Source organism: Bdellovibrio sp. NC01 (genome assembly GCF_006874625.1).
In the GTDB taxonomy this organism is placed as follows: domain Bacteria; phylum Bdellovibrionota; class Bdellovibrionia; order Bdellovibrionales; family Bdellovibrionaceae; genus Bdellovibrio.
Map to the genome: position 1 here is coordinate 638722 of NZ_CP030034.1, position 22550 is coordinate 661271.

The 22550-nt window shown below is 44.7% G+C and carries 25 protein-coding genes; 13 read left to right on the plus strand and 12 right to left on the minus strand.

Going from position 1 to position 22550, the window contains the following annotated elements:
• The first annotated feature begins 156 nt into the window (after positions 1–156).
• A complete protein-coding gene (locus DOE51_RS03110; protein ID WP_142695130.1) occupies positions 157–690 on the plus strand; it encodes a cysteine hydrolase family protein in 534 nt (177 codons plus the stop codon).
• A 43-nt stretch (positions 691–733) separates the two neighbouring features.
• On the opposite strand, the gene DOE51_RS03115 is transcribed toward DOE51_RS03110, so the two are convergent.
• Positions 734–1489 (minus strand): SDR family NAD(P)-dependent oxidoreductase, encoded by a 756-nt coding sequence (locus tag DOE51_RS03115; RefSeq protein WP_142695131.1) that lies wholly within the window; start codon positions 1487–1489, stop codon positions 734–736.
• 121 nt (positions 1490–1610) lie between these two features.
• On the opposite strand from DOE51_RS03115, the gene DOE51_RS03120 reads away from it, so the two are divergent.
• Positions 1611–2507 (plus strand): LysR family transcriptional regulator, encoded by an 897-nt coding sequence (locus DOE51_RS03120; RefSeq protein ID WP_142695132.1) that lies wholly within the window; start codon positions 1611–1613, stop codon positions 2505–2507.
• 69 nt (positions 2508–2576) lie between these two features.
• On the opposite strand, the gene DOE51_RS03125 is transcribed toward DOE51_RS03120, so the two are convergent.
• Together DOE51_RS03125 and DOE51_RS03130 are read right to left on the minus strand one after the other, a co-directional pair.
• Positions 2577–3086 carry a hypothetical protein gene (locus DOE51_RS03125; RefSeq protein ID WP_142695133.1) on the minus strand — a complete coding sequence of 170 codons (510 nt, stop codon included), beginning with the start codon at positions 3084–3086 and terminating at the stop codon, positions 2577–2579.
• Positions 3087–3628: 542 nt separating this feature from the next.
• On the minus strand, positions 3629–6580 hold the full coding sequence (locus DOE51_RS03130) for a hypothetical protein (protein ID WP_142695134.1): 2952 nt from the start codon (positions 6578–6580) through the stop codon (positions 3629–3631).
• A gap of 122 nt (positions 6581–6702) precedes the next feature.
• Between DOE51_RS03130 and pal the strand changes: the two genes are divergently transcribed.
• The 6 genes from pal to smpB are packed head-to-tail and all read left to right on the plus strand — an operon-like array spanning position 6703 to position 10568.
• Positions 6703–7209, plus strand: a complete 507-nt coding sequence (gene pal, locus DOE51_RS03135; RefSeq protein WP_142695135.1) for a peptidoglycan-associated lipoprotein Pal — start codon at positions 6703–6705, stop codon at positions 7207–7209.
• Positions 7210–7225: 16 nt separating this feature from the next.
• The gene (locus DOE51_RS03140) at positions 7226–7534 is read left to right on the plus strand and encodes a DUF4398 domain-containing protein (RefSeq protein ID WP_142695136.1); all 309 of its coding nucleotides are present in this window, start codon (positions 7226–7228) and stop codon (positions 7532–7534) included.
• Complete coding sequence (locus tag DOE51_RS03145) at positions 7531–8241, plus strand: tol-pal system YbgF family protein (protein WP_142695137.1); 711 nt, start codon at positions 7531–7533, stop codon at positions 8239–8241. The genes DOE51_RS03140 and DOE51_RS03145 overlap by 4 nt, the downstream gene beginning before the upstream one ends.
• A 4-nt stretch (positions 8242–8245) precedes the next feature.
• Positions 8246–9280, plus strand: coding sequence for a tRNA (adenosine(37)-N6)-threonylcarbamoyltransferase complex transferase subunit TsaD (tsaD, locus tag DOE51_RS03150; RefSeq protein ID WP_371726642.1), 1035 nt, complete (start codon positions 8246–8248; stop codon positions 9278–9280).
• Positions 9277–10110 carry a 16S rRNA (adenine(1518)-N(6)/adenine(1519)-N(6))-dimethyltransferase RsmA gene (rsmA, locus tag DOE51_RS03155; protein ID WP_142695139.1) on the plus strand — a complete coding sequence of 278 codons (834 nt, stop codon included), beginning with the start codon at positions 9277–9279 and terminating at the stop codon, positions 10108–10110. The genes tsaD and rsmA overlap by 4 nt, the downstream gene beginning before the upstream one ends.
• Positions 10110–10568, plus strand: a complete 459-nt coding sequence (gene smpB / locus DOE51_RS03160) for an SsrA-binding protein SmpB (protein ID WP_142695140.1) — start codon at positions 10110–10112, stop codon at positions 10566–10568. The genes rsmA and smpB overlap by 1 nt, the downstream gene beginning before the upstream one ends.
• On the opposite strand, the gene DOE51_RS03165 is transcribed toward smpB, so the two are convergent.
• Positions 10513–11172 carry a hypothetical protein gene (locus tag DOE51_RS03165; protein WP_142695141.1) on the minus strand — a complete coding sequence of 220 codons (660 nt, stop codon included), beginning with the start codon at positions 11170–11172 and terminating at the stop codon, positions 10513–10515. The two genes, smpB and DOE51_RS03165, sit on opposite strands and share 56 nt — an antisense overlap.
• Positions 11173–11263: 91 nt before the next feature.
• On the opposite strand from DOE51_RS03165, the gene DOE51_RS03170 reads away from it, so the two are divergent.
• Positions 11264–12016, plus strand: a complete 753-nt coding sequence (locus DOE51_RS03170) for a hypothetical protein (protein ID WP_246845310.1) — start codon at positions 11264–11266, stop codon at positions 12014–12016.
• Here DOE51_RS03170 and DOE51_RS03175 read toward each other — a convergent pair whose 3' ends face one another.
• The 5 genes from DOE51_RS03175 to DOE51_RS03195 form a co-directional block, all read right to left on the minus strand.
• The gene (locus DOE51_RS03175) at positions 12017–12532 is read right to left on the minus strand and encodes a hypothetical protein (RefSeq protein ID WP_142695142.1); all 516 of its coding nucleotides are present in this window, start codon (positions 12530–12532) and stop codon (positions 12017–12019) included. It abuts the gene before it with no gap.
• Positions 12532–13242: a 3D domain-containing protein gene (locus DOE51_RS03180; RefSeq protein ID WP_142695143.1), complete on the minus strand. Its 711-nt coding sequence runs from the start codon at positions 13240–13242 to the stop codon at positions 12532–12534. The genes DOE51_RS03175 and DOE51_RS03180 overlap by 1 nt, the downstream gene beginning before the upstream one ends.
• Positions 13243–13385: 143 nt before the next feature.
• The gene (locus DOE51_RS03185; RefSeq protein WP_142695144.1) at positions 13386–14066 is read right to left on the minus strand and encodes a flagellar brake protein; all 681 of its coding nucleotides are present in this window, start codon (positions 14064–14066) and stop codon (positions 13386–13388) included.
• Entirely contained in the window at positions 14042–14941 is a 900-nt protein-coding gene (locus tag DOE51_RS03190; RefSeq protein WP_142695145.1) for an SAM-dependent methyltransferase, read from the minus strand. The genes DOE51_RS03185 and DOE51_RS03190 overlap by 25 nt, the downstream gene beginning before the upstream one ends.
• Before the next feature lie 66 nt (positions 14942–15007).
• Positions 15008–15307, minus strand: coding sequence for a hypothetical protein (locus tag DOE51_RS03195; RefSeq protein ID WP_142695146.1), 300 nt, complete (start codon positions 15305–15307; stop codon positions 15008–15010).
• Positions 15308–15506: 199 nt separating this feature from the next.
• Between DOE51_RS03195 and DOE51_RS03200 the strand changes: the two genes are divergently transcribed.
• A complete protein-coding gene (locus DOE51_RS03200; protein WP_142695147.1) occupies positions 15507–16706 on the plus strand; it encodes a hypothetical protein in 1200 nt (399 codons plus the stop codon).
• Positions 16707–16776: 70 nt separating this feature from the next.
• On the opposite strand, the gene DOE51_RS03205 is transcribed toward DOE51_RS03200, so the two are convergent.
• Positions 16777–17286 carry a MarR family winged helix-turn-helix transcriptional regulator gene (locus DOE51_RS03205; RefSeq protein WP_142695148.1) on the minus strand — a complete coding sequence of 170 codons (510 nt, stop codon included), beginning with the start codon at positions 17284–17286 and terminating at the stop codon, positions 16777–16779.
• Between the two features lie 160 nt (positions 17287–17446).
• On the opposite strand from DOE51_RS03205, the gene DOE51_RS03210 reads away from it, so the two are divergent.
• The 3 genes from DOE51_RS03210 to DOE51_RS03220 are packed head-to-tail and all read left to right on the plus strand — an operon-like array spanning position 17447 to position 21195.
• On the plus strand, positions 17447–18730 hold the full coding sequence (locus DOE51_RS03210; protein ID WP_168196381.1) for a TolC family protein: 1284 nt from the start codon (positions 17447–17449) through the stop codon (positions 18728–18730).
• Between the two features lie 4 nt (positions 18731–18734).
• Positions 18735–19595 (plus strand): HlyD family secretion protein, encoded by an 861-nt coding sequence (locus DOE51_RS03215; RefSeq protein ID WP_142695150.1) that lies wholly within the window; start codon positions 18735–18737, stop codon positions 19593–19595.
• Positions 19596–19641: 46 nt separating this feature from the next.
• Positions 19642–21195 carry a DHA2 family efflux MFS transporter permease subunit gene (locus tag DOE51_RS03220; protein WP_142695151.1) on the plus strand — a complete coding sequence of 518 codons (1554 nt, stop codon included), beginning with the start codon at positions 19642–19644 and terminating at the stop codon, positions 21193–21195.
• 89 nt (positions 21196–21284) lie between these two features.
• On the opposite strand, the gene DOE51_RS03225 is transcribed toward DOE51_RS03220, so the two are convergent.
• Both DOE51_RS03225 and map read right to left on the minus strand, forming a co-directional pair.
• The gene (locus DOE51_RS03225; RefSeq protein ID WP_142695152.1) at positions 21285–21683 is read right to left on the minus strand and encodes a hypothetical protein; all 399 of its coding nucleotides are present in this window, start codon (positions 21681–21683) and stop codon (positions 21285–21287) included.
• 96 nt (positions 21684–21779) lie between these two features.
• The gene (gene map, locus DOE51_RS03230; protein WP_142695153.1) at positions 21780–22538 is read right to left on the minus strand and encodes a type I methionyl aminopeptidase; all 759 of its coding nucleotides are present in this window, start codon (positions 22536–22538) and stop codon (positions 21780–21782) included.
• Positions 22539–22550: the final 12 nt, after the last annotated feature.

Genomic DNA, 22550 nt, shown 5'->3' on the forward strand with positions numbered 1-22550 from the left:
CAAAGAATGGTGATAGAGTGTCGCGAAAGCTACGGTTCACTAGAACACTCATTCTATAGAATAGATATAGAGCATTCGGAAATAGGTGATTACTAGACCTGTCATAGGTCACTTTGAGAAATGGCTTTTTAGGGGCATTTGTAATAAACTAGCAGAATGCAAAAGCCTACAGCTCTAATGGTCATTGATGCGCAAGTGAATATGTTTGATCCCGAGAATCCTGTTCATAATGCCGAAGGTCTTCTGGGGAATTTGAAGAAGTTGGTTTATTTGGCCCGCGCTTCAGGCACACACGTCATTTACGTACAGAACAACGGTCAACCTGGAGAGCCCGATGAAACGCGCACAGAAGGCTGGATGATTCATCCCGAGCTTTCGATTGAAGACGGCGATCTGATTGTGCAGAAGCATGAAAACGATGCGTTCACGAATCCTGAATTGCACTCACGCTTACAACAAAAAGGTATTAAGAAACTTATTATCGCAGGTTTGCAATCAGAGTACTGTATTGCTGCGAACGTGAAAAAAGCGCATGCCCTTGGATATGAAGTTGTGTTGGTTGCGGATTCGCATTCGACATATCACTCTAAATCAAAATCTGCGGAAGATATTTCCGCAGCTATTAATGAAGAACTTAAAGAACTTGTGACCTTGTGGGAAGTTCAAGAAGTGAATGTCGATATTCCTTAAATAAAAAAGCCGGTACAGACCGGCTTTTTTTGTATGCAAACTCTTACAAAAACATTCCACCTGAAGCTTCGATTCTTTGAGCTGTGATCCAACGATTTTCTTCGGAAAGAAGACCCGCAATCACGCCCCCAATATCATCGGGTTGACCGGCGCGGCCCAAAGCGGTGTTCGACACAATGACTTGGCGGACTTGTGGATTGCCCAAAGAATTTTTTGTGAAGTCCGTTTCGATGGCACCGGGTGCAACGGCATTCACTGAAATGCCACGCGCGCCGAATTCTTTCGCCATATATTTCGTTAAAGTTTCAATGGCACCTTTCATCGCTGCATAAACTCCATAACTTGGAAGTGTGAAACGTGTAAGCCCTGTTGAGATGTTCACGATACGACCGCCGTCGTTCAGTAGCGGCAACATTTTTTGAGTTAGGAACACGACCGATTTCAGTTGGATATTTACCAACGTATCGAATTGTTCTTCCGTCACTTCCGCAAGGGGAGCGTTGATACCAATGCCCGCGTTATTGATCAGGAAATCAAAACGTTCACGGTTGAATTTCATCTTTAATACTTCCGCAACTTGTGCCGCAAATGCTGGAAAATTTTTGATTGATGAAACATCTAATTGCAGTGCAACCGCCTTACGTCCCAGCGATTCAATTGTGCGCACGACCTCTTCGGCTTCTTCTTTCTTGCTGTTGTAAGTAAGGATCACGTCGTGACCTTTTTTTGCCAAAGCGATTGAAGTGTTTTTACCAAGTCCGCGACTTCCACCTGTGATAACTGCGATTTTTGCATCCATTGTCAGCCCCTTTCGGCTTTAAGTTCGTTCGTATGAGTTAAAGATAGTCGTTATCTAAATCTGGATAAAGTGGCATAAAATGGATATACTGTTCGTGATTTCTGAACAATGAGGTGGGGCTATGGATTACGTTAACTCTATGAAAATATTCATGAATGTGGCTGATATGGAAAGCTTCACCCAGGCGGCTGAAAGCCTGTCCCTTCCAAAGGCCACGGTGTCGGCTGCCGTTCAGCAACTTGAAACGCAGTTGGGGGCGCGTCTTTTGAATCGCACAACAAGGCAAGTGAAGTTAACTCAAGACGGAGTGCTGTTTTACGAACGCTGTCAGAATGTTTTAGCCGACCTTGATGAGCTCGAGGGATTGTTTAAACAAGATCCAAAACAACTGACGGGGAAAGTGCGTATCAGTATGTCGACTCGTCTTGCGAAGAATCACATCATTCCGCGCTTGCACGAATTTTATGAACAGTACCCTAACATCGAAGTGGAGTTGTCGGTGTCGGATCAACTTGTCGATCTTGTGCAAGAGGGAATTGATTTCGTCATTCGCAGTGGTGAGCTGCAAAATTCAAATTTGATCGCCAAGCCGTTAAAGCCGATGGCAATCGCCAACGTTTGCAGTCCCTCCTATATCAAACGCTTTGGGAAACCTAAAAAAATCAGCGATCTTGCGAACCACTATGCCGTTCAATATGCTTCGCGATTGGGTGGTAAAACGGCTGATTGGGAATACCTTGAAAACGGCAAACTTCATTTCGTAAAAATGAAGGGATTAATCACAGTGAATAACACTGACGCTTATGTCGAGTGTTGTCTGGCCGGTTTAGGAATGGTGCAAGTTCCCGAGCACGATATTCTGCCGAACTTGAAAGACGGATCATTAATCAGAGTCCTAGAAGATTTTCCTGCAGAGCCAATGCCGACAGCGATCGTTTATCCATCTCGCAAACACGTTTCACGCCGGGCCCAAGCGCTTATGCAGTGGATAGAGCAAGTGATAAAGGAAATGCATTAGTTTTTAAAAATAAAAAACCCGCTTGTTTCCAAACGGGTTTTTTGAAATTTAAAATTTTTTGCGAAGCAATTACTTCGAGCTCTCTTTAATGAAAAGAGTCAGGTAGTGGCGAACCATGTATTCCAACTTTGCTGGTTGGCCTTGGTATGTCCAGATGATCTCGCCGAACGCACCCCATTTTGCTTCAACGATATGTTCATCCATCACGTTCGTTGCAGCAGCTGTCGCCTCTGCACCCGGAGTTGGAATGTAGTTCGTACCGATGAAGTTAAAACGAATGCTGATTTGTCCCGGAGCTTTCAAAGAGAAGATCATTTTGAAGCCGTTACGGAACAACATGAAATCTGCGTGTGTCTTTGCGATACCGTAGATTTTGATACGACCTAACGCCGAAGGTTTCAATTCGTTGAACGAGGTAGAAGCATCAACGAATTCTGTTTTTAGCTCGAGCAAAAACTGAATTGTTTCGTTGATTAGAATCTTGTCTGCGTCGAAGCCAAAAGACATGTCGACCAAACCAGACTCTTCCATCTGTTGTTCAGCTTTCACAAGTTCTTTAATCCAGCTGATTTTTTCCATTAATTCCCCCCGCTTACAAAGAGCGCATCCATCGCTAGTTGTCGTTATCTTCAATAATTTCGAGTACCTCGCGCTTTGTCAAGACGGACCGGTTAGAACGGTGCGCCACTCGTTCGGTCATTTAGGGCAAGGGTCCCTGGTGAGGGCTTTAGCTCTGGGACACGCCATCCAGGCTCTGCCGTCGCCCGCCTTTGGCGGGTTCGCGCCATCGTGGCGCCGACGGAGGTCCCTGCCGCTAAATCCCTCCCCAGAAACCCTCACCCTAAATGACCCGCGACTTTCACCTTTCAATCGTCAGCTTGAAAAGGTGGGATCGAAAATATTTAAAATACGAAACTATGGGTGGTGGAATTTGTAATGGTTGGATTTTTGGAAACTGTTATTTGAATAAAAGGACGAACTTGTGAAGTTGTGAATGGAGTGAGTGGGGGAACTTCCCATCGCCCTTGGAGGTGGGGGACCTCTTTTTTGTTGGGCGATGGGGAAACCATCGTTTCTGTTTGTTAGATGGTTTTCCCTGCGGAAACGGTTAGTTCTTTTTTTTAGAAGCCTGAGACTTGGAGGGCTGAGCCTAAGACGACTTCGTTGCCTGAGGGGGCGTTGAAGGCGTTGTAAACTCCGACGACCAGGGTGACTGGTAACAAGTAACCGATTGTGGCTTCGCCTCTGGCTTCGATGCCGGCGCTCCAGAACCAGCGTTTCATGTTTACTTGTTCAGCGCGACCCGTGTCGGTGTTGACGAAGATACCGTCTGTTGCGGCGCCGTCGCTGACTAAGGCTCCTGAGATTCTTCTTAAGAAGATCGGGTCTGTGCCCGAGCCGTTGTAGATATCGACGACAGGGAATCTGTACTCTAGATTTACGTTCACCATGTTTCGGCCGTAGATTTGCCCGCGTTGGTAGCCGCGCAAAATATATTCAGGCAGTGGATTGTCTGGAACGAAAACTAATGAATCTGTTGAGACACCATAAAGTGAAGGAATTCTTTCTGGAGTATAAACGCCTTTTGCGCGCACCATGATGGAGTTGTGTTTCGGCAAGAAATTGCTGAAGTATTTTTCTCCGCCGATTAAGTATTGCCAGTGTTGAAGATAACCTTCGACAGCAAGATAATCATACACACCGAGATAAGCACCGCCGCCGCTTTCAGGGGCGATTTGTGCTCCTGATTTTGTGTAGTTCGTGTACGACAGCATCGTGAACGGGCCCATGCGTTTTGTTGTGGGGCTTGTTTCTGACGATCTTGAAAAGTACTCGTAACCAATTTGCAAACTTGTGTAGCGTGAAAAGAAAAACACGTCTGGTAGCAAAGCACCCGTGTAAGAGGTGTCATCGATTTCGTTGTTCACATCACCCAAATACGAAGATCTGCGATAGGCCGCCAACACGAATGGTAATGATGTTGTTTGATTCAAATACGAACCAGAAATACTGCCCTTGTTAATGCGCGTGTCCCACGAACCCAACAACGAGTACGAATGTTTTTTCAAAGGATCGTAACCCGTCGTCATCGCTTGCAGCACCAGGCCTGTTTCGCTTGATGACGTCAGCACGAATGGAATCCAATATTGCGGCCACAAGTATCCGTAAGGAGAGTAATCATCAATCGTCGCCTTTGAAACGGATTCTTTCGCAGCGACATTGGCTTCTTCATCGTGCGCCACTTCTGAAGGCAGACGATCTTTTAGCAGTGCCTCGATTTTTGGAAGTTCAGAGGGAGTTTGTTGCCAGTCAGCTTTCAAGATCGATCCGACTTTATAACCTTGCGCCGTCATCACCGTCGCAAAGATATCTTTTCGTGATGGATCAATGTCTGCCATGAATAAACCCGTCAGCGTGTGCGAAACGGGGCGGGCCGATCCTAAACGTGAATCGGCTAGGTACAAATTATTGGCGCCATTTTTATTCGAAGCAAACAGCAAACCTTCTGATGTCATACGGGCGTAACGCGCATTCGGAAAGTCAGGCAGTATCTTTTCGACTTTCTTGGTGTCGAAGGAATACTTATGCAGGTACTCGTTGCCTTTGTTGTCACGCCAAGAAAAAACGATTTCGCGATCATTCACGTAAGTCGGATATGAAACGCGTTCTTGCATCGGAGCTGAAAATAAAACTTCGTAAGTCATCTCGGGCTTATCCAGTTTCAAAATAGCCAGATGAGTTTTACCACCTTCAAGCTTAACAAACGCGACATTGAATCCATCCGGAGAAACCGCAGGCTCGCGACCACGCAGTCCCTTGCCTAAATTCTTAGTGACCTTGGTTTCAAGGTCATAGACGTGAAGATCAGAAAAACTTTCGACACGATTTACAAGATTGATTTTGTCATACACTAATTTTTTAGAATCGGGGAACCAGCTGACTCTTTGAATACTGCCTGACATCGGTTCGTCATTGCTAAGTGGTGGGGCAAAGTTTTGATCGAACTTTTCAATGGTGTCAGCGGATTTGGAGTCCAAGAAGCTTTGCTGTAAATCTTCGCGCGACAACAACTTCACCGACCGATTGTTGCTGTCATCTTCAGCGATCACGGCCAAGTGTTTGCCATTCGGAGAAATCGCCGGCGCCGTGATATATTGATAACTGTTTTTCGCGATCGCAATAGGCGTCGGTGTCACTTCACGTAAAGTTTTTAGTTGTACGTAAGCCAATTCAGAAACTTGCGATAAAGCGGTGCCATATTCCGTCGAGTAAGTGTGACCGAAAGTATCTTTTGCGGGGCCTTCGACGAAATAGGGAACTCTGCGACCATGACGTTGATTCAAATCATCGATCACTTTTTCGCCTTGATCCGCAATCATTTGATTCCACATCAACGAACCGAACAAGTACGGACGCATGCCTTCAGGCCATGTTGGAATCATCTCGTTGATTTCGGCAAGATCGAAGGTGAAGAAGTTCTTTTCATCGACCATCGCACGAATGGCGGCGTCTTGATACGTCGAACGCAAACGTCCATGATGACCCAAACGAGTTTCCGCATTCACGGCCAAACCTTCCTTGTACCAATTTGGTAGCAACAGGTTCGGGGCAAGGACGTTACCAAAAATGTAGCGCAGCGGTTTCATCACTCCGCCAGCAGGTTCGAAGTTCAGAATATGCGTGTACTCATGCGCTAAAAGTTCAAAGGCCCAATCGCCCGTATCGGCCAAGCTGTCTTCAGGCCCTGGCAATACGGGGTAAGTCATGATGTAGGGATAAGGGATTCGAGTTGCGTAACCGTTGGTCAAATCGGTTTTGTCGTTAATCACAACCGGGATTCTTTCCGGGGCTTCGCTAAAGTAAGAACGTAACTGATAATAGGCTTTCTCAAGTTTCTCGGCGTAAAGAAGCCCGAGGTCCTGCTGTTCCGCATTATAAATCACTTCAAAATGAGCCGTACGAATGACTTTCCATTTTATTTCGGGACGAACTTCCCACTGAGCTTGCGCCGGAGCACTAAGTAGGTTGAGGATTAGAAGGGCGAACCACAGGATGTTTGAACTTTTGTGCATATCTTTTTCGTTCCGCGGTTTATAGCAACGCCGCAACTTAGGAAATCTAAGGTTTGACAATATTGTGCTATAAATTAAAGTTTTCATTAATCATAGCGATTCGAACTTCATAGGAGGACATCATGGTTCGTAAATTGGCTCTAGGTCTTGTTGCTTGTGCGCTTGTTGCAGGTTGCAAATCTAAACAAACTCAATCAAACGAAAATATCGAAACTGCACCAACAGGTGGACAATCTACAGCGATCGACTCATCTCCATTGAGCTTCGACCCAATGGGTTCAGATTCAGGTAAAATCTCTGGTCTAGTAACTGTTCACTTCGGTTACGATAAAGCGAGCCTAGATTCATCTGCGAAAAAAGACATCGCAGCGAATGCTGACTGGATGAAGAAAAATCCAGGCGTGAAAGTACAAATCGAAGGTCACTGCGATAACCGTGGTACTATCGAGTACAACGTAGCATTGGGTGAGCGTCGTGCAAACGCAGTTAAGTCTTACATGGTAAGCCTTGGTGTTGCTGCAGACCGTTTGAGCACTATCAGCTACGGTAAAGAAAAACCACTAGACACTGCTGACAACGAAGCTGCTTGGGCTAAAAACCGTCGCGCTAACTTCGTACCAGCTCAGTAATCTGTAAAGGGTCGGGATGAAGGCAACAAGACTACTCGTCGGAATTGCATTATTGGCAGCTATCGGTTGTCAGACTACGCCCGCACCTGTTGAAGATTATTCTCTAGCTCGGGCCGCTATCGATGCGGCCCGTTCTGTTCAAGCCGCTCGTCATTCGCCAGGATACTGGCATCAAGCCGAAGAGGCTTACCGCAAAGGTCGCTTCTATTACGACGACCGCGATTATGCTAAAGCAAAAGAACAATTTGTACGTGCTCGAGTTTCCGCTGAAAAAGCTGAAAATTCCGCTCGTCTTATTCGTCAAAGAACCGGAGACGTCCTATGACAAAATATTCTTTCTTAAAAAACTCAGTTCTTCTAATTTCTGCCGCTTTCGCATTCACGGGATGTCTGCAAACTAGAAATGATGTTCGTGAAACCGAACAAAGATCCGTCATGCAACAACAAGTATCGACTATGCAAAGAGCAAACGCCGATGCTTCAAATCGTTTTGCTGACGTGGATGAACAAATCAGATCTCTTACGGGTCGTGTAGATGTCGTTGAAAATCGTTTGGGTCAAAACAACTCAGGCGTTGAAAGCGCTCTAAAAAATTCTGCTCAACAGACTCAAGATTTGAATCAAAAAGTTGCTTTGCTCCAAGATGCTTTAAGCAAAATGGAAAAAGAAAACTTCCAAATGAATCAAGAAATTCAAGCTTTGAAAGCAGCAGTGGCAGCGCAAGCAGTTGCGGCTTCAGCAGATCGTTCTGCGAAATCTGCTAAAAAAGATGCCAAAGACGCTTATGAAGCGGGCCAGGAATACTTCACTAAGAAGGACTGGAAGCAAGCGATCCTTCAATATCAAAAATATCGTGATGAAAATCCAAAAGGCTCACATTTTGCCGATGCGACTTACAAAATCGGTGTTTCTTTCCAAGAATTGGGTATGAAAGACGAATCAAAAACCTTTTATGACGAGGTTGTGAACAAATTTCCTAAGTCAGAAGAGGCTCGTCGTGCTAAGATCCGTATCAAAGGATTGAAAAAATAAGGTGATCGATAGAGTTTTAGCCATTGAAACAAGTTGTGATGATACCTCGGTAGCGATTGTTGATCGCTCAGGATTTGTTCACTCTGTTGTGGCTGCTTCTCAAGATTTGGAACATGAAATCTATGGCGGCATCGTTCCTGAAATCGCCGCTCGCAATCACTCCATCGCCTTAATTCCTCTGATTGAGGAAGCCTTTAAAAAAGCCAACATGAATTGGAATGACGTACAAGGTATCGCCGTGACGAATCGTCCCGGTCTTATCGGTGCTTTGATTGTCGGCTTAGTGACGGCGAAATCTTTGGCTCAAGCAAAACATTTACCATTCTTGGGTGTGAATCATCTGGAAGGTCATTTGCTTGCGCCCTTCTTAAAAGACATTCAACACCAACCACCTGAAGATTTTGATTATCCTTATGTGGGTCTTGCGATCAGTGGGGGGCACACAAGTCTTTACCACATCACAGGACTTGGTGAATACAAAGTGCTTGGAACAACTAAAGACGATGCGGCTGGCGAATGTTTTGATAAGTTCGCAAAGATGGCAGGCCTTGGTTTTCCAGGTGGCGTGAAAGTCGATCAAATGGCGAAGCAGGGTGATCCACACGCGTTTGAATTTCCACGCAGCATGATTCATGACGATACTTTCGATATGAGTTTTTCTGGTTTGAAGTCTTCTGGGCAACGTATGTTGGAACAGTTGGGACCAGAGCTTGTGAAAGAACGTCTTCCTGATTTGTGCGCTTCTTTCCAAGAGGCGATCGTCGATGTATTGATCGCGAAGCTTGAAAGAGCTGCAAAAGTATATAAAGCGAAAAGAATTATTTTAACTGGTGGGGTCAGTGCGAATTCCAGATTGCGTGCGCGCGCTGAAGAATTTGCTGCGAAGAAAAATCTTCGTCTGGTGATTCCTCCGATTCGTTATTGCACAGATAATGCTGCAATGATCGGTTACGTGGGTGCATTACGCATGGCTCGCGGTGAAAAATCGGAAATTGATTTGGGACCTTCTCCGCAAGCCTTGGCATCGGATTTTAGATGAGCACAGCCCGCGAAAGATTGCAGGAAGCACTTGAAATTTTAGGTGTGACTGCAAAAAAATCTCTAGGACAAAACTTTCTTGTCAGTGATGTGGTCATTGGTCGCATCATAGATCAGGTCAAAGAATTTGCTCCTGAATACATGGTTGAAGTGGGGCCTGGTCCCGGCGCTTTGACTTTCTTCTTAAAACAAATGAACGTGCCATTGCAATTGATCGAACTGGATCATGTGATTGCCGAACACTGGCGCGGTCAAGGTTTGCCAGTTATCGAAGAAGACGCCTTACGCCTGGATTGGGAACAATTCTATACGGCAGCAGCTGGCAAGAAATTAGTTTTCGTCAGCAATCTTCCGTATCAGATTTCTTCAAGCATTGTGATCGAACGTTCTTTGGAAGACCACGGTGTTGAACACATGGTTTTGATGTTCCAAAAAGAAGTCGCACAAAGAATTCGTGCGGTTGCAAGTGACGATCACTACGGCCTTTTAAGTGTTATTGCGCAAGTTTTCTGGAAGATCTCGATGGTGACAGAGGCGGGGGCACGCGATTTTTCTCCGCCGCCGAAAGTGCAAAGCCGAGTCCTCGCTTTCACGCGCATTGTGCCGGAAGTGAAGAACCGCAAAGCTTTCCTGACGTTCGTTAAGAACGCTTTCGCACAAAGACGTAAGCTTCTTAAGAAAAATTTGGCTGGTCTTTTAAGTCAAAAGAAGCTAACTGATGAGCAGTTGATCGGGTGGCTTGCCGAGCTTGGTTTTAAAGAAACGGCTCGCGCGGAAGAGCTTAGCCCCGTTCAGTTTGTTAAGCTTTATCAGAAGTTTGGATTTGAGTAATGACCGGTAACATCTTGATCATTCAAGAAAACAAAAAAGCTCGTTTCGACTACACGATTGTAGAAACATTCGAAGCGGGTCTTATGCTTATGGGAAGTGAAGTGAAGTCTTTGCGTAACAAAGACGTTCAACTTAAAGATTCCTATATTAGTTTTCGTGGTGATGAAGCATACCTGCAAAATGCCCATATCGCCGAATACAAAGCTTCTAGCTACAATAATCACGAGCCTGAAAGACATCGTAAGCTTTTGCTGAATCGTAAAGAGCTTGATGAAATCTATGGTGCTTTACGTGAAAAAGGGTACTCGTGTGTACCCCTTAAGATCTATTTTAAAAATGGTCGTGCTAAATTAGAGATCGCTCTTGTGAAGGGTAAAAAAGCCCATGACAAGCGTGAAGCGATTAAGAAACGCGACGTTTCTGATCAAATTCGCTCAACTCTACGACGCTCTCGTTAGTAATAAATTCTTCTTTAATACCCAAACGAGATCTCTTGATCGCCAAAAGATTTTTCCAAGCGGCATAAGCTTCACGATTTTGTGGATCGATGCTTAACTTTTCAAGCAAGCGCAATTCTGTTTCCGTGTTTGCTTTCAATGAGCGATAGAAATAATCGTAAGTCATAGAAAGATCGCGGAAGTCATCTTCAGCAGGGATGTGGTAGTCAGGAATATTCCATTGTCCCAGCATCAGGTGATGCATGTGCTTTTCCATTGTCACCAGTGGCGACAACAAATTCTTCGTCATACGCATACTTAAGAACAACGTCACGCTCGTGATCAGGACGAAAGCCGCGGCTAAGAAAACGCGCAACCACGTAATTTCACGCTCTAGATGTTGCACCAAATGAGGTTGTGTATCGTAAGCCAAAGTTTTGAAAAGCTCATAGTTCTGAGAAACGAAATAGAAAGTCGGAAGGAAAAATAGCAGAGCACCGCCGGCGACAGCCGTGATCATGTACCAACAGTATTTATACTGAAAGGCTTTGTTCAAAATATAGCGTTTGGAACCTTGTCCATGGGGAACGCGTTGAGGCTCGATCACTCGTCTTCCGTAAAGCATAGTCCTCTTATCGGCGGGTTGAGTTTTAGTAAGAGTCCAATTATTCTCAAATAAATACAGACTGAATGGAGTCTAATTTAAGGAGAACGTCATGAGTGTAGCAGCCCCAAAACGTGTTGAGGCGTCCTGTTCTTTCAAAGCTTTGGCCTTAGGTCTGTGTGCAGCAGTCGGGATTTCATTCGCCACGCTGAAGACCTATGCGGCTGATGACACTCCTCTTGTTGATGATAAGTATTCTTTGAAAGCAGATCGCGAAGCGCTCGAGGCTTTGCGCAAGAACATCCCCAAAGAAGTAAAAAAAGAAAACGACGAAAAAGCCTTCATGGATCAAATGATGTCGGATCTTTCAAAACCGCCATCGGAAGTTCGCAATAATTTCCAATCAATCTTAAATAAAAAGCGTGAAGCCTTCAGCAAAGACATGACGAAGAAACGCGAAGACTTCAGCAAAACTCAAAACAAAGAGCGCGAAGAGTTTTCAAAAGATGCCACGAAGAAGCGCGAAGCTTTCGCCAAAGAAAAACATTCTTCCAGCGAACGCACGGAGTTCTTCGACAACTTAGAATCAAAACGCAAAGACTTCTATGAAGGACAACGTGAAAAACGTGACGCCTTTGAGGAAGAAATGCGCGATAAGCGTAAAAACTTCGACGACTATGCCCGCGCCAAAACCGATGAATTCAATCAGCTTCACCGCGATTATACAAAACGCTATGACGAACATAAAAAAGAGCTGGCGGATTTGAAAAAACAGGCAGAGCTAAAGAAAAAGAATATGGAAAAAGATCTCGATAAAGAATACGAAGAGATCAACAAGAAGCCCGCAGTGCCATTGGGCGAATAATTATTTGTCGGTTTTAGTTTCAGAGCTTTCGGTTTTATCCGTAGTCGGTGTGGCTGCTTTTTCAAGAGCAGCCTTTTTTTTGCCGTCGGCCTTAGCTGATTTTTCCGACTGAGCTTTTTCGTCGGCATCGCGATTTTGTTCTTTTTGATTTGCTTTCAAATTAATCGCATCAACACGTAGATCGACAAGTTTATCGCAAGTCTCTTCATTGTCTTTGTCGTCTTGGCACGACAGATAAACTTTTTTGCGGATGTCACCCCAGCCTTCATACCATTCCGAAGCTTCATCCAATTGTGACTTGTTGAGTTTGCCTAAATTAGGAAGGTCCTTCGCCAGTGGAAGAACCTTATCTAGGTAAAACTCTTTTTGATCTTGTTGCAGATTTTTAAATTCATCGTAAGACGGCATGTAAAATGGCGGCTCGGACATATCGAGGAATTTTTCTTCAGCAAAACTCGTTGAAGCAAAACACAAGAGCAGTAAAGCCGCGATTTTCATAGGACGAGTGAATTTCATTATTGCACACCTTCGCTACCAGCTTCAGAAGAAGCAATCATCATACGACCACCTGAAGTGTTGCGAGTCGCATCTTCGATAGCCACCAATGAATTTTGATAAGGTGCTGAGTTTCTGCGAATCACAGTAAATTGCTTGTTTGACGAACAGTCCGTACCATCAATCATTTGTGTCGCTTCAGATGCAGAATATCCAAATGAATTTGTTCTGCTTTCTGGATCCATTGAGCCCGTGAAAAGATCGAAACGGTTACGACCTTTAATTGCACCACCTGTATCGTGCACAATCAAATAACCTGGATGAACAAACGTTTTACCATTCGGCAAAGTCATCACTTTACCCTTTAAGTTAGGCATTTTAATGATATCGCCGATGCTATAGTAGCGTGGATCAGCAGCTACCGAGATATACGGAATCAAACAATCGCCACCAGCACCCAAAGCAGTATCACAAGAGCCAAGACTGACTGTCTTACCTGTATATGTCAGAATTCTATTTCCGGAAAGAGTGCCGGAACCTTGCATGCGCACTTGCTTTTTAAAAGCCGCACATGGAGTTGAAGAGTGACAATAGTCTTTAATGTGCGGAATGAAATAAACGCTTGTTGTCGCGATATCACTGCGGCACATGCCAGCAGCGCCAAACGCGTGAGCAGAAACGAACAAAGAACCCATCAGTACAATTTTAGTGATACAGTTTTGTGTTTCCATGCTTACTTAGAAAAGCAAACAAAGGACCAAGTGGACGTGACGTAAAACGTTCCTCACCGCATGCAAACTAGGCACTGTATGTAACTATCTACACATTCTCTGAATGAGACGTCGCGCGAGTGATAATTACTGGAACAGCGCTGTTAGTTGCGTTTGAAGATTTCTTTGTGGATTTCCATTGTGATCGCGAACAGGCGATTTTCAAGGATCGGGTTTAATGGAGTGAATTCGATACCGAAGGTTTGGATGACCTTGTTTTTATCGTCGACTTTGATGTGACGAACGATGCCTTCCAGTTCAATGCCTTCGCGCCCGCCGATGAACAGGTTGCCGTCAAGTTTATCGCCGACCTTCATAAGTGGGTTGTCCATGCGGTAAACAACTAAACAGCCTTGGCTGCTGAGGTTTGCAAGAATGCCTTTGATCGGTTGCGGTTGGCCATTCACTTTTAAGATGTCAAAGTGAGCACCGTAACTTTCTGGAACTTTCACGCGATAGTTTTGGCGGCGTTGCAGATGATAAAGCTCTTTTGGCAAAGCGATGGAATAGGCGCCATGCAAAACCTGAATATTGCCTTCGAAGTAGTATTTCTCGCCACCCAAGAAGAAGTAGCCTAAAAATTCTTCGCCATTTTTTAAAACGGTCGTTGAGTTGTTATTGCACTCAAGGAAATGTGTTTGGTCGTTGTAGGAATAAGCTTTTAATTTACAAAGGTTGTCTGAATCGCCTTTGCAGATGACTTCTGCACGCGCATTAGCAAGATCTTGAAAGAGTTTTACTTTCTCTTTCTCTTTGCTAACTAGGGTGAAGATTTCCTTATCCATACTGTGACCTCGTGCTTATTATGGTACAGGTGCCGAACACGTGCATTTTCTAATTTCTGAAATTCCGCAAGCGTTTCGAAATCAGTCTTACCTTGAAATTTTATAGTGCAAACGAAGTTGGAGCATAGTCCTGAACTTTGCCAATTCTTTACGAGCTCTAAAAGTTTCTCGGGATAGCAGATGATGTCGGAAAAAAACCAGTCGATCGCGCCGATGTCCTCAGGTTTCACGTTGAAGGCATTGGTCTTCATGAACTGGATGCGGGGAAGTTTTGCGATCTTTTCGTCTAATGGAGCGCGGTCAATACTGACGACCTCACAACCCATTTGTTGTAAAACCCACGTCCATCCACCCGGGCAGCTACCGAAATCGACAACTCTTTGTCCTTTGCTAGGGCGAACGCCATCAACCGTAAATAGTTCCCACAGTTTTAAATAAGCACGCGATGGCGGAGTTTTTTTATCTTCATTAAACTGAATCACACCCAATGGAAACGGGGAGTCCGTTTCACTGGAACATAATAGCGTGTTTTTATCTAATAAAGTCCAGGCACCCAGTGGGTCCTTAGGAAGCTCACCCAAGAAATCAAGGATGCGAGGTTTTAGCTTAGGCAATTGATCTTGAATAAGTTCGGTCCGGCGGTGATTTTCAACCGAGTAGTGTGCCCACAATTTACCACGCGCTTTTAAAGCTTTCGCAGCTTGTGAGATAGACTCAAAGGCAATGGTTTCACAGTTCAACCAAATATTATGGGCCCAGACAGTTTGCTGTAAGGGCCCATCAGTTAGAACTAGGTTTCCATGAACGGAACGAACATCTTTCAGTTCTTTCAAAAGTTCAGGAAGAAATTTTTCAATAGCTAAATACGCAATCATACAGTCCTACTCCGACGAAGCCGGAGTGTAAGCCAGCCTTTAATACTCCGGCGGCGCCGGAATGGATTAGGCTGCCTTAGTTGCCACAGCTGGAGTCAGAAGTCCACGATTGTTCCAAGTCGTCATGGCGTCTGCCCAAAATTTCTCTTTAATTTTGATATCAGCGGGACCGAATTTCACTTTCGGATAATCCTGCTTTTCGAAATGCTCTGTGAACTTCGCTTCATCGCAGCCACGAACGATCTTAAGCATAAGATTGAAGTGAGCTTCAGTGAACGGCTTGTTATCTACAAGCATTTTTCTGAGACCGGCCTCTGGCGTATGAAGAAGAAAGTTAAAGAGGTTCGGTACATCGTATTGACTCATTTTGATACTCCTGTGTTGGATCTTTAATTAGTCACAACTCTTCTATCGGAGTTTCTAATTACGATCTTAAGTTTTCCCCTGGACCATAGTCTGAAGAGTTCCTGAATAGTAATTCGACGCTTTTTCAAACAAGACTTTTTGACAGGGAAAAAGGTCTAGGAAGCCTTAAGTCTTAGGACCTAGCTCCGATCTAGGAGGCATGAAAACACATACTACGACAAACATCTTGGCTTCTATCTTGGTAACAACTTTGATCTCTTCAAACGGTTTCGCGATGGCGAAAGCTCCAGTGAAAGAGGACACTGCGAGTTCAACACCATCAACTCCATCACCGACTCCGTCAGCAACTCCGGTGCGTGAACCTGCGGCGATCACAGGTTCAATCACTCCAGCAGATTTTAACGTGTTCAACGAAGTGTCTTATCCAGTAGGACAACTTGTTGATTCAAGATTCCAATCTTACCGTGAATTGATCCCACAAAGAAATGCACAGGAAGGTCACTATACTGATAGCTGTGACACAACTCCTGATACTCAAGATCGTTTTTCAGATCGTATCGCTTACGCAGTTGAATTGAAAATGCATCCATTGCAAGCCGGTCTTGGTTATGTGGCTGATGCTTACGGGATGAATAGCAATGAAAACACTTATCTTGCAAACAGCTTGATCTCGCATCCCTTGTGTAATGTGACGGCAGATACTTTGAATACAACTTTGGGCGGAAAGAAAATTCCTTCTGCATCGACAATTAAAAAAGCAAACGAGTTCGCAAACAAAATGAATGAGTATCGTCGTCAAGCTTTGTCAGGTGATCGTGAAGGTTACGTGAAAGCTTCGAAATTGTGGTCGAAGTTCATGATGTGCACTTCATATACAGAGTCTTTGACGTCAGCGAATACTTCGAAATCCAACAGTGTCGCTTCAAAATATGCTCCGTCAGGTTATCGTAGACCAGCAGGTGTGTTGTTCTATGAAGATCCTTATCAAGATGCAGCTTCGAAGTTGAACATTGGTTTGTTCCAATTCACTCCGAATTCAGGTGGTAACGTTCAAGCTTGTATTCGTGAATGGAATAAAATTTATCCGAAGTGCACGATCTCTACTAAAGCTTCACAAGCCGAGATGATTCGTATCACAGGTAGTTCGCTACAAACTTTCAACGCCTTCTGTGGTGCTTCAAAAGTAACGGGTATGTTCGCGGTGCAAGTGAATACGTCGAAGTCTTCTGCGACTCATCCGTATAACTTGGTGAACGGCAAACTGAAATTGCCAACAGATCGTTGCGTAAGTCCGCATTTCGCAGCAGGTAAGTCATACAATCACTTCGGTCCATTCCAAAATTCTGTTGGAACAAATCTCGAAGAAGTTCTGGCTTGTACTTTATCGGGCGACTACTAAACCCAGCTGACAAAAAATAGTTTTGACCCAAAACTAAAAAAGCCCTGAGTGATCAGGGCTTTTTTTTATTTTATTTAAGCAGATGGATATTTTGTGACATTCGTTCGAGCAGAGCGTTGAGTTTAGTTTTTTCTTCTGCAGTGAACTGTCCCCAGAAGTTCATGATTTTTGGATACCATTCTGGAGCAATTTTTTTCAGAAGATCTTGGCCATTGTTAGTCAGCTTGATCACGAACGCACGGCCGTCTTTAATGTGTGTCTCTCTCGCAACAAGTTCAGCTTTTTCTAGGCTGTTAATAAGGCCAGAGATCGTTGCTTGAGTCACTCCTACCTTCTGCGCAAGCTCTGATGGCATAAGGCCTTCAGGGTTTTTCTTCAATAACATAAGGAGTGTGAAGCGTCCTGGAGACAAGTCGTATTTCGCGAAGAAATTATCGTAGTGAATCTCGATATCTGTCGCTACTTTTCGAAACAATAAGTTGCTGTAAAGCGAGATCGGTTCGGCTTCAGGAAACATCTGACAAGCTGACGCGTGAAGTTCTTCCTGCGAAGGTAAGGTCGTAAGGAATAATTTAGCCATAGGGCTTTCTCCTATCTGAGAAAGGGTTGCTTTCACCTAATTATCAAGAATGGACAAATGTGAAAGCGAACATTGACAATAATTAGATACCTAACTATATTAGTTAGTGTCCTAACAAAAATCAAGAAAAATTGGTGATCCGATGAAAAGCTTAAAATTTATGGTTCTCACTCTGGCCTGCGTTTTCGCTCAGGCAGCGAGTTCGGCCGACTTATCGCTTACAGAGTCATTAAAGACGGCTGAAGACAGCTCTCCGCAGGTTAAAAAGGCGGAGGCAATGAAAGATGAAGCAAAGTGGAAGAAAGTTGAAGCATTCTCAGTCTTCTTGCCGAAGGTAAATGTTTCAGGTCTTCACCTTATGGATAACAAGTTCATGGTGGAGCAGATCGTATTTGCACCGAATACGCCGCCAACTTCAATCGCGTTGATTCAGCCATACACTCTTTGGAGTGCGCGTGCTGATTGGGTTTTCTTCGACGGTTTTGCAAACTACGACACATATAGAGCTAACTCTTTAGCGGCTGATGCGGCAGAGAAAGAAGCTGACTGGGCTCGTTTCCAAGTAAGACAACAAACGAAACTTCAATTCTTCAAAGCTTTGTCGGCAGTCGAGTTGGAAAAAGTTTCTGATCAAAACGTCAAGACTTTGCAAGAACATTTGGATCGCGCCAAAGCTTTCCGTCAAAGTGGTGCGGGTACTAACTTCGACGTTCTGCGTGTGGAAGTTCAATTGAATGAAGCACAATCAGAAAAATTGAACATGGAAGATAATACTCTTCTTGCACGCCAAAATCTTTTGAACAACTTGGGTGTTGATGATGAAGGTCAAAGTGTTACGGGTTCATTGCCAGTTCCTGACGCATCGAAAGTTAAGGATTTGCAAAAACCAACAACGTTTGAACGCCTTGACTACCAAGCGACTCAAGATCGTGAGTTGAGTGCACACAAAGCACATTTAGCGGCGTACAAACACTGGTTCCCAAAATTTTCGGTGTTCGCGCAAGCTGACTATTACAATAACGTCAGCAGAGGCATTAACGAGCAAGATTATAACGATGCTTATTCAGTAGGTCTTGCTATGACATGGAATGCGTTTGACGGTTTTGCTTCTTCAGCAAGATCGGCGCAAGCGGATGCTCGTCAAGTTCAAGCGGCAGAGACAACTCGTCAAGCACGTTTGAAAAACAATTATGACTTCGATTTCTGGAAACGCCGTTACCTTTACTCTGCTTCTATTTATAAAGCGAAATTGGTCGACGTTGAAAAAGCTCAAGAGAGTGTGCGCTTAGCCTCTCAATCATTCAAAGCGGGAACTCGTACAAGTTCTGAAGTTTTGGATGCAGAGCTTGATTTGTTCAGAGCCCGCGCCGGCGTTGTTAACGCTCAGGTGAATGCGGCAGAAGCATTGGTAAATCTAGAATTATCCTTAGGGAAGGAATTGTAATTTTATGGAAAAGCTTAAAGGTAAACGTAAACAGGTCATGATCGGCGGCGGTGTTCTTGCTGCGATCGTGGTGATCATCTTCGGCTGGTACGAATGGTCGCATGTTTCTACAGACAATGCGCAAATCAACGCGCACACATTGATGTTGTCATCAAAAGTGTCTGGTATCGTGATGGAAGTTTTAGTTCAAGAAAATGACGCTGTTAAAGCGGGCCAAGTTTTGGCGCGTATCGATAGCAAAGACTACAACAACTCTCTTCGCGCTATCGAGGCAGATCTTGAATCAGCTCGCGTAAAACAACGTGACGCTGAAACGAACTACAATCGTATGGCAAGCTTGTACAAACAAAACGTTGTGTCTCGTCAACAATACGACACTGCTGAAGCAACGTTTCGTGAGTTAAGCAAACGTGTTGTCGCGATCCAAGCACAAGTGGCACAAGCTCAATTGAATGCAAGCTACACTGAAATCAAAGCGCCATCTGACGGTCGTATCGCTCGTAAAGCGGTAGAACCAGGTATGGTGATTCCAGTGGGTCAGCCGTTGTTTGGTTTCGTAGATTCATCTCTTCGTTGGGTGACAGCGAACTTTAAAGAGACTGAAATCGCGAACATCACTAAAGGCAAAAAAGTGAAAGTCGAAGTTGATGCTATTCCTGGTAAAGACTTCGAAGGCGAAGTTGAAAGCATGAGCCCATCTACAGGTGCCGTGTTCTCGCTTCTTCCACCAGACAATGCCACTGGTAACTTCACTAAAGTTGTTCAACGTGTTCCGGTTCGTATCAAACTTTTGAATCTGACTCCTGAAGATATCGAAAAATTGCAGGCGGGTTTGTCTGCGAATGTTGTTGTAAGAGTTCGTTAATTCGCGAAGAGAGGGAATTTTCCCTCTCATTGAAAGCGGCTGATGTATGAATACTAAATCCAAATTGATAGTGCTAGTTGCCGTGATGGCGTCGCTGCTCGAGATTATCGACAGCTCCATCGTCAACGTCGCACTTCCAACAATGATGGGTAACTTGGGCGCCACACTGGAAGATATCAGTATGGTCGTTACAGGTTATGCCATTGCCAACGCCATCGTACTTCCGGTGTCTGCTTGGGCGGGTGAACGTATTGGTCGTCGTAAATACTTTTTGGGCTGTATCGGCTTGTTCACCATTACCTCGGTGGCCTGCGGTTTCGCTCCAAATCTTTACACGCTGATCTTCTTCCGTATCCTTCAAGGTTTAGCAGGGGGCGCTTTGCTTCCTACTTCTCAAACTTTGATTTACGAGCAATTCCCGAAAGAAAAAGCAGGTACTGCCGGAGCGATCTTCGGTATGTCCGTGATGATCGGCCCAACTTTGGGTCCGACATTAGGTGGTTGGTTAACAGATAACTTCGGTTGGAGATCGATCTTCAACGTCAATTTACCAATGGGTATCATTGCGATCCTTATCGGTTTGGCGGCGATTGAAAATCCTCCGTACGCAAGTGGCGGTAAAGAAAACAGAAAAGCTTTCGATACGTGGGGCTTGGTGCTTCTGGTACTCGGAATCGGCTCTCTTCAATACATGCTCGAGCGTGGTGAATCGAATGACTGGTTTGACTCTAAAATCATCACATTGTGCGGTATCTTGACTGTCGTGTGCTTGCCACTGTTTGCATGGTGGGAAACTCGCGTGAAAGATCCAATCATGAATGTGCGCTTGTTTAAAAATGGTATCGTATTTAACGGTGCGATTTTGCAATTGCTACTTGGGTTCTTCTTGTACGGTCTGGTGTTCGTGTTGCCGGTGTTTGTTGCGCAAACATTCCACTACGATGCGACTCAAACAGGTATGTTGTTCATCCCGGGTTCAATTATCACGGCGATGATCATGCCATTCGTTGGTAAAGCGATGGGTAAAGGAGTGAATCCAAAACTTCTGATCTCGATCGGTATTACAGGCGTACTTGGTTGTATCTATGCGATGACTTTGTTGACGCCACAATCGTCGAAAAGCGAAGTGTTGCAAGCGTTGTACATCCGTGGTTTTGCGATGGCCTTCTTGTTCGTACCAATTAACTCGTCAATTTTGTCGCAGTTCACTGGTATTACAATGGGTCAGGTTTCCGGTATGTTGAATTTGTTCCGTCAAATTGGTGGTTCTATCGGTATCGCCTTTATCGGAACAATGATGACGAAGACTGGAAAACAGCATTACGCCGACTTGGCTCCGCACGTAAGTTTGTTGGACCATAACACGTGGTCGACGTACTTGCAGTCGATGGGCGGTGATAAACTTGCGACAAGCGTGGGTATGGCTTCAAAAGCTGACATTGCTTTGCGCAGTATCTACAACCGCGTGCAAGCTCAAGTCTTCATGCTGAGCTTCCGTGAAATCATGTTCATCTTAGGTTTCGTCTTTATGTTCGCGTTCGTGCCTTTGTTCTTCTTAAAGTTCAAAGTGAAAACGACAAAAGTAGTAGACTCGCACTAGTCGGCAGCCTTGAGATCTCGATTAGACAAATAAAAAAAGGGAAGCAAATGCTTCCCTTTTTCTTTTTAGAATCAACTTCTCAGCAACTGCTATTCGATCGTGTAAACTACGAATGACATGTTGTTTGGTTGGTTCAAGGCACGTTGCAAGCAGCCTTTTGCTGTTGCGTAGTCTGTGTTACCGCTTTCACGACCGAAAGTGATCAACAAAACACCGTTAGCAACTTCACCGTCAACGCGGCAGTTTGCTTCTTTATAACGAATCACGCCACCTTTTGAAGATGAAGTCTCAAGTGGTGATTTCAAAAAGTTGATAGCGCAGAAATAGAACGATTGTTCTTTTGAAGTATCGCCAGTCACGTTCTTTACACATGTGTCGTACATGTTTGGAACTTGTCTTTCTACCGCGATAACGTTTCCGATTTTACGATCTTCAGCGTGTGCTGAGAATGCGATCAAAGTTGCAGCCAATGCAAAAATAAGTTTCATAAATCCTCCTTAAAAATGACGACTTAAGCGTTTCACCATTTTCTCAGAGATCCTAGCGTCGGGACGCCGTGTCGGATGATTTCTTGTTCGCTATGATTACAAAATAATGTCGGGGACCGTAACAATGAGGGCGCGGTCTTTCAAAACCACCATCGTGTGTTCGAACTGTGCTGTGCGGTGTTCCGGGCCGGTGACCAGAGTCCATCCGTCCTTTTCCTCATCCACGCCCCATGCTCCTGTTGAAAGGAAAGGCTCAATCGTAATAACGTGGCCTTCTTTTAAGATGCGCTTGTCTTTTTTGTCATAGAAGCCCGCTATAAATTCCGGTTCTTCGTGAAGACTTCTGCCAACCCCATGACTTCCCAAGTTTTCGATAATTGAGAAACCATACTGATCGGCAATCTCTTGAATGCGTAAACCAATACCGTTGATTGGCGCGCCAGCTTTGACTCCCGAGATGGCATTGTACAAAGCCTTGTGAGTCGCCTCGAGCAATTGGAAGTCTTTTTTGGTACCGGGGGGAATCACTGTCGAGCCGCCATTGTCAGCGTAGTAGCCATTCAGCTCTGCAGACACGTCCACGTTCAGCATGTCGCCCTTCTTGATTTTTTTGTCAGAAGGCACACCATGAGCCGCTTCGTGATTCAAACTAATGCAATTGAAACCAGGAAAATTATAAACAAGCTTTGGGCCCGAGCGCGCGCCATGTTTTTCAAGAAAAGCACCACCCAAGTCATCCAACTCTTTCGTTGTCATGCCGGGCTCTGCTGTCTTTAACATGTATTGAAGGCAATTGGCGACGATCTTGCCAATCTTTTTGATTCCTTCTAAATCTGCTTCGCTCTTGATAATCATGAACCCGTTATA

Coding starts and splice junctions, on each gene's coding strand:
- DOE51_RS03110 (WP_142695130.1), top strand. CDS start 157: ATGCAAAAGCCTACAGCTCTAATGGTCATTGATGCGCAAGTGAATATG.
- DOE51_RS03115 (WP_142695131.1), bottom strand. CDS start 1,489: ATGGATGCAAAAATCGCAGTTATCACAGGTGGAAGTCGCGGACTTGGT.
- DOE51_RS03120 (WP_142695132.1), top strand. CDS start 1,611: ATGGATTACGTTAACTCTATGAAAATATTCATGAATGTGGCTGATATG.
- DOE51_RS03125 (WP_142695133.1), bottom strand. CDS start 3,086: ATGGAAAAAATCAGCTGGATTAAAGAACTTGTGAAAGCTGAACAACAG.
- DOE51_RS03130 (WP_142695134.1), bottom strand. CDS start 6,580: ATGCACAAAAGTTCAAACATCCTGTGGTTCGCCCTTCTAATCCTCAAC.
- pal (WP_142695135.1), top strand. CDS start 6,703: ATGGTTCGTAAATTGGCTCTAGGTCTTGTTGCTTGTGCGCTTGTTGCA.
- DOE51_RS03140 (WP_142695136.1), top strand. CDS start 7,226: ATGAAGGCAACAAGACTACTCGTCGGAATTGCATTATTGGCAGCTATC.
- DOE51_RS03145 (WP_142695137.1), top strand. CDS start 7,531: ATGACAAAATATTCTTTCTTAAAAAACTCAGTTCTTCTAATTTCTGCC.
- rsmA (WP_142695139.1), top strand. CDS start 9,277: ATGAGCACAGCCCGCGAAAGATTGCAGGAAGCACTTGAAATTTTAGGT.
- smpB (WP_142695140.1), top strand. CDS start 10,110: ATGACCGGTAACATCTTGATCATTCAAGAAAACAAAAAAGCTCGTTTC.
- DOE51_RS03165 (WP_142695141.1), bottom strand. CDS start 11,172: ATGCTTTACGGAAGACGAGTGATCGAGCCTCAACGCGTTCCCCATGGA.
- DOE51_RS03170 (WP_246845310.1), top strand. CDS start 11,264: ATGAGTGTAGCAGCCCCAAAACGTGTTGAGGCGTCCTGTTCTTTCAAA.
- DOE51_RS03175 (WP_142695142.1), bottom strand. CDS start 12,532: ATGAAATTCACTCGTCCTATGAAAATCGCGGCTTTACTGCTCTTGTGT.
- DOE51_RS03180 (WP_142695143.1), bottom strand. CDS start 13,242: ATGGAAACACAAAACTGTATCACTAAAATTGTACTGATGGGTTCTTTG.
- DOE51_RS03185 (WP_142695144.1), bottom strand. CDS start 14,066: ATGGATAAGGAAATCTTCACCCTAGTTAGCAAAGAGAAAGAGAAAGTA.
- DOE51_RS03190 (WP_142695145.1), bottom strand. CDS start 14,941: ATGATTGCGTATTTAGCTATTGAAAAATTTCTTCCTGAACTTTTGAAA.
- DOE51_RS03195 (WP_142695146.1), bottom strand. CDS start 15,307: ATGAGTCAATACGATGTACCGAACCTCTTTAACTTTCTTCTTCATACG.
- DOE51_RS03200 (WP_142695147.1), top strand. CDS start 15,507: ATGAAAACACATACTACGACAAACATCTTGGCTTCTATCTTGGTAACA.
- DOE51_RS03205 (WP_142695148.1), bottom strand. CDS start 17,286: ATGGCTAAATTATTCCTTACGACCTTACCTTCGCAGGAAGAACTTCAC.
- DOE51_RS03210 (WP_168196381.1), top strand. CDS start 17,447: ATGGTTCTCACTCTGGCCTGCGTTTTCGCTCAGGCAGCGAGTTCGGCC.
- DOE51_RS03215 (WP_142695150.1), top strand. CDS start 18,735: ATGGAAAAGCTTAAAGGTAAACGTAAACAGGTCATGATCGGCGGCGGT.
- DOE51_RS03220 (WP_142695151.1), top strand. CDS start 19,642: ATGAATACTAAATCCAAATTGATAGTGCTAGTTGCCGTGATGGCGTCG.
- DOE51_RS03225 (WP_142695152.1), bottom strand. CDS start 21,683: ATGAAACTTATTTTTGCATTGGCTGCAACTTTGATCGCATTCTCAGCA.
- map (WP_142695153.1), bottom strand. CDS start 22,538: ATGATTATCAAGAGCGAAGCAGATTTAGAAGGAATCAAAAAGATTGGC.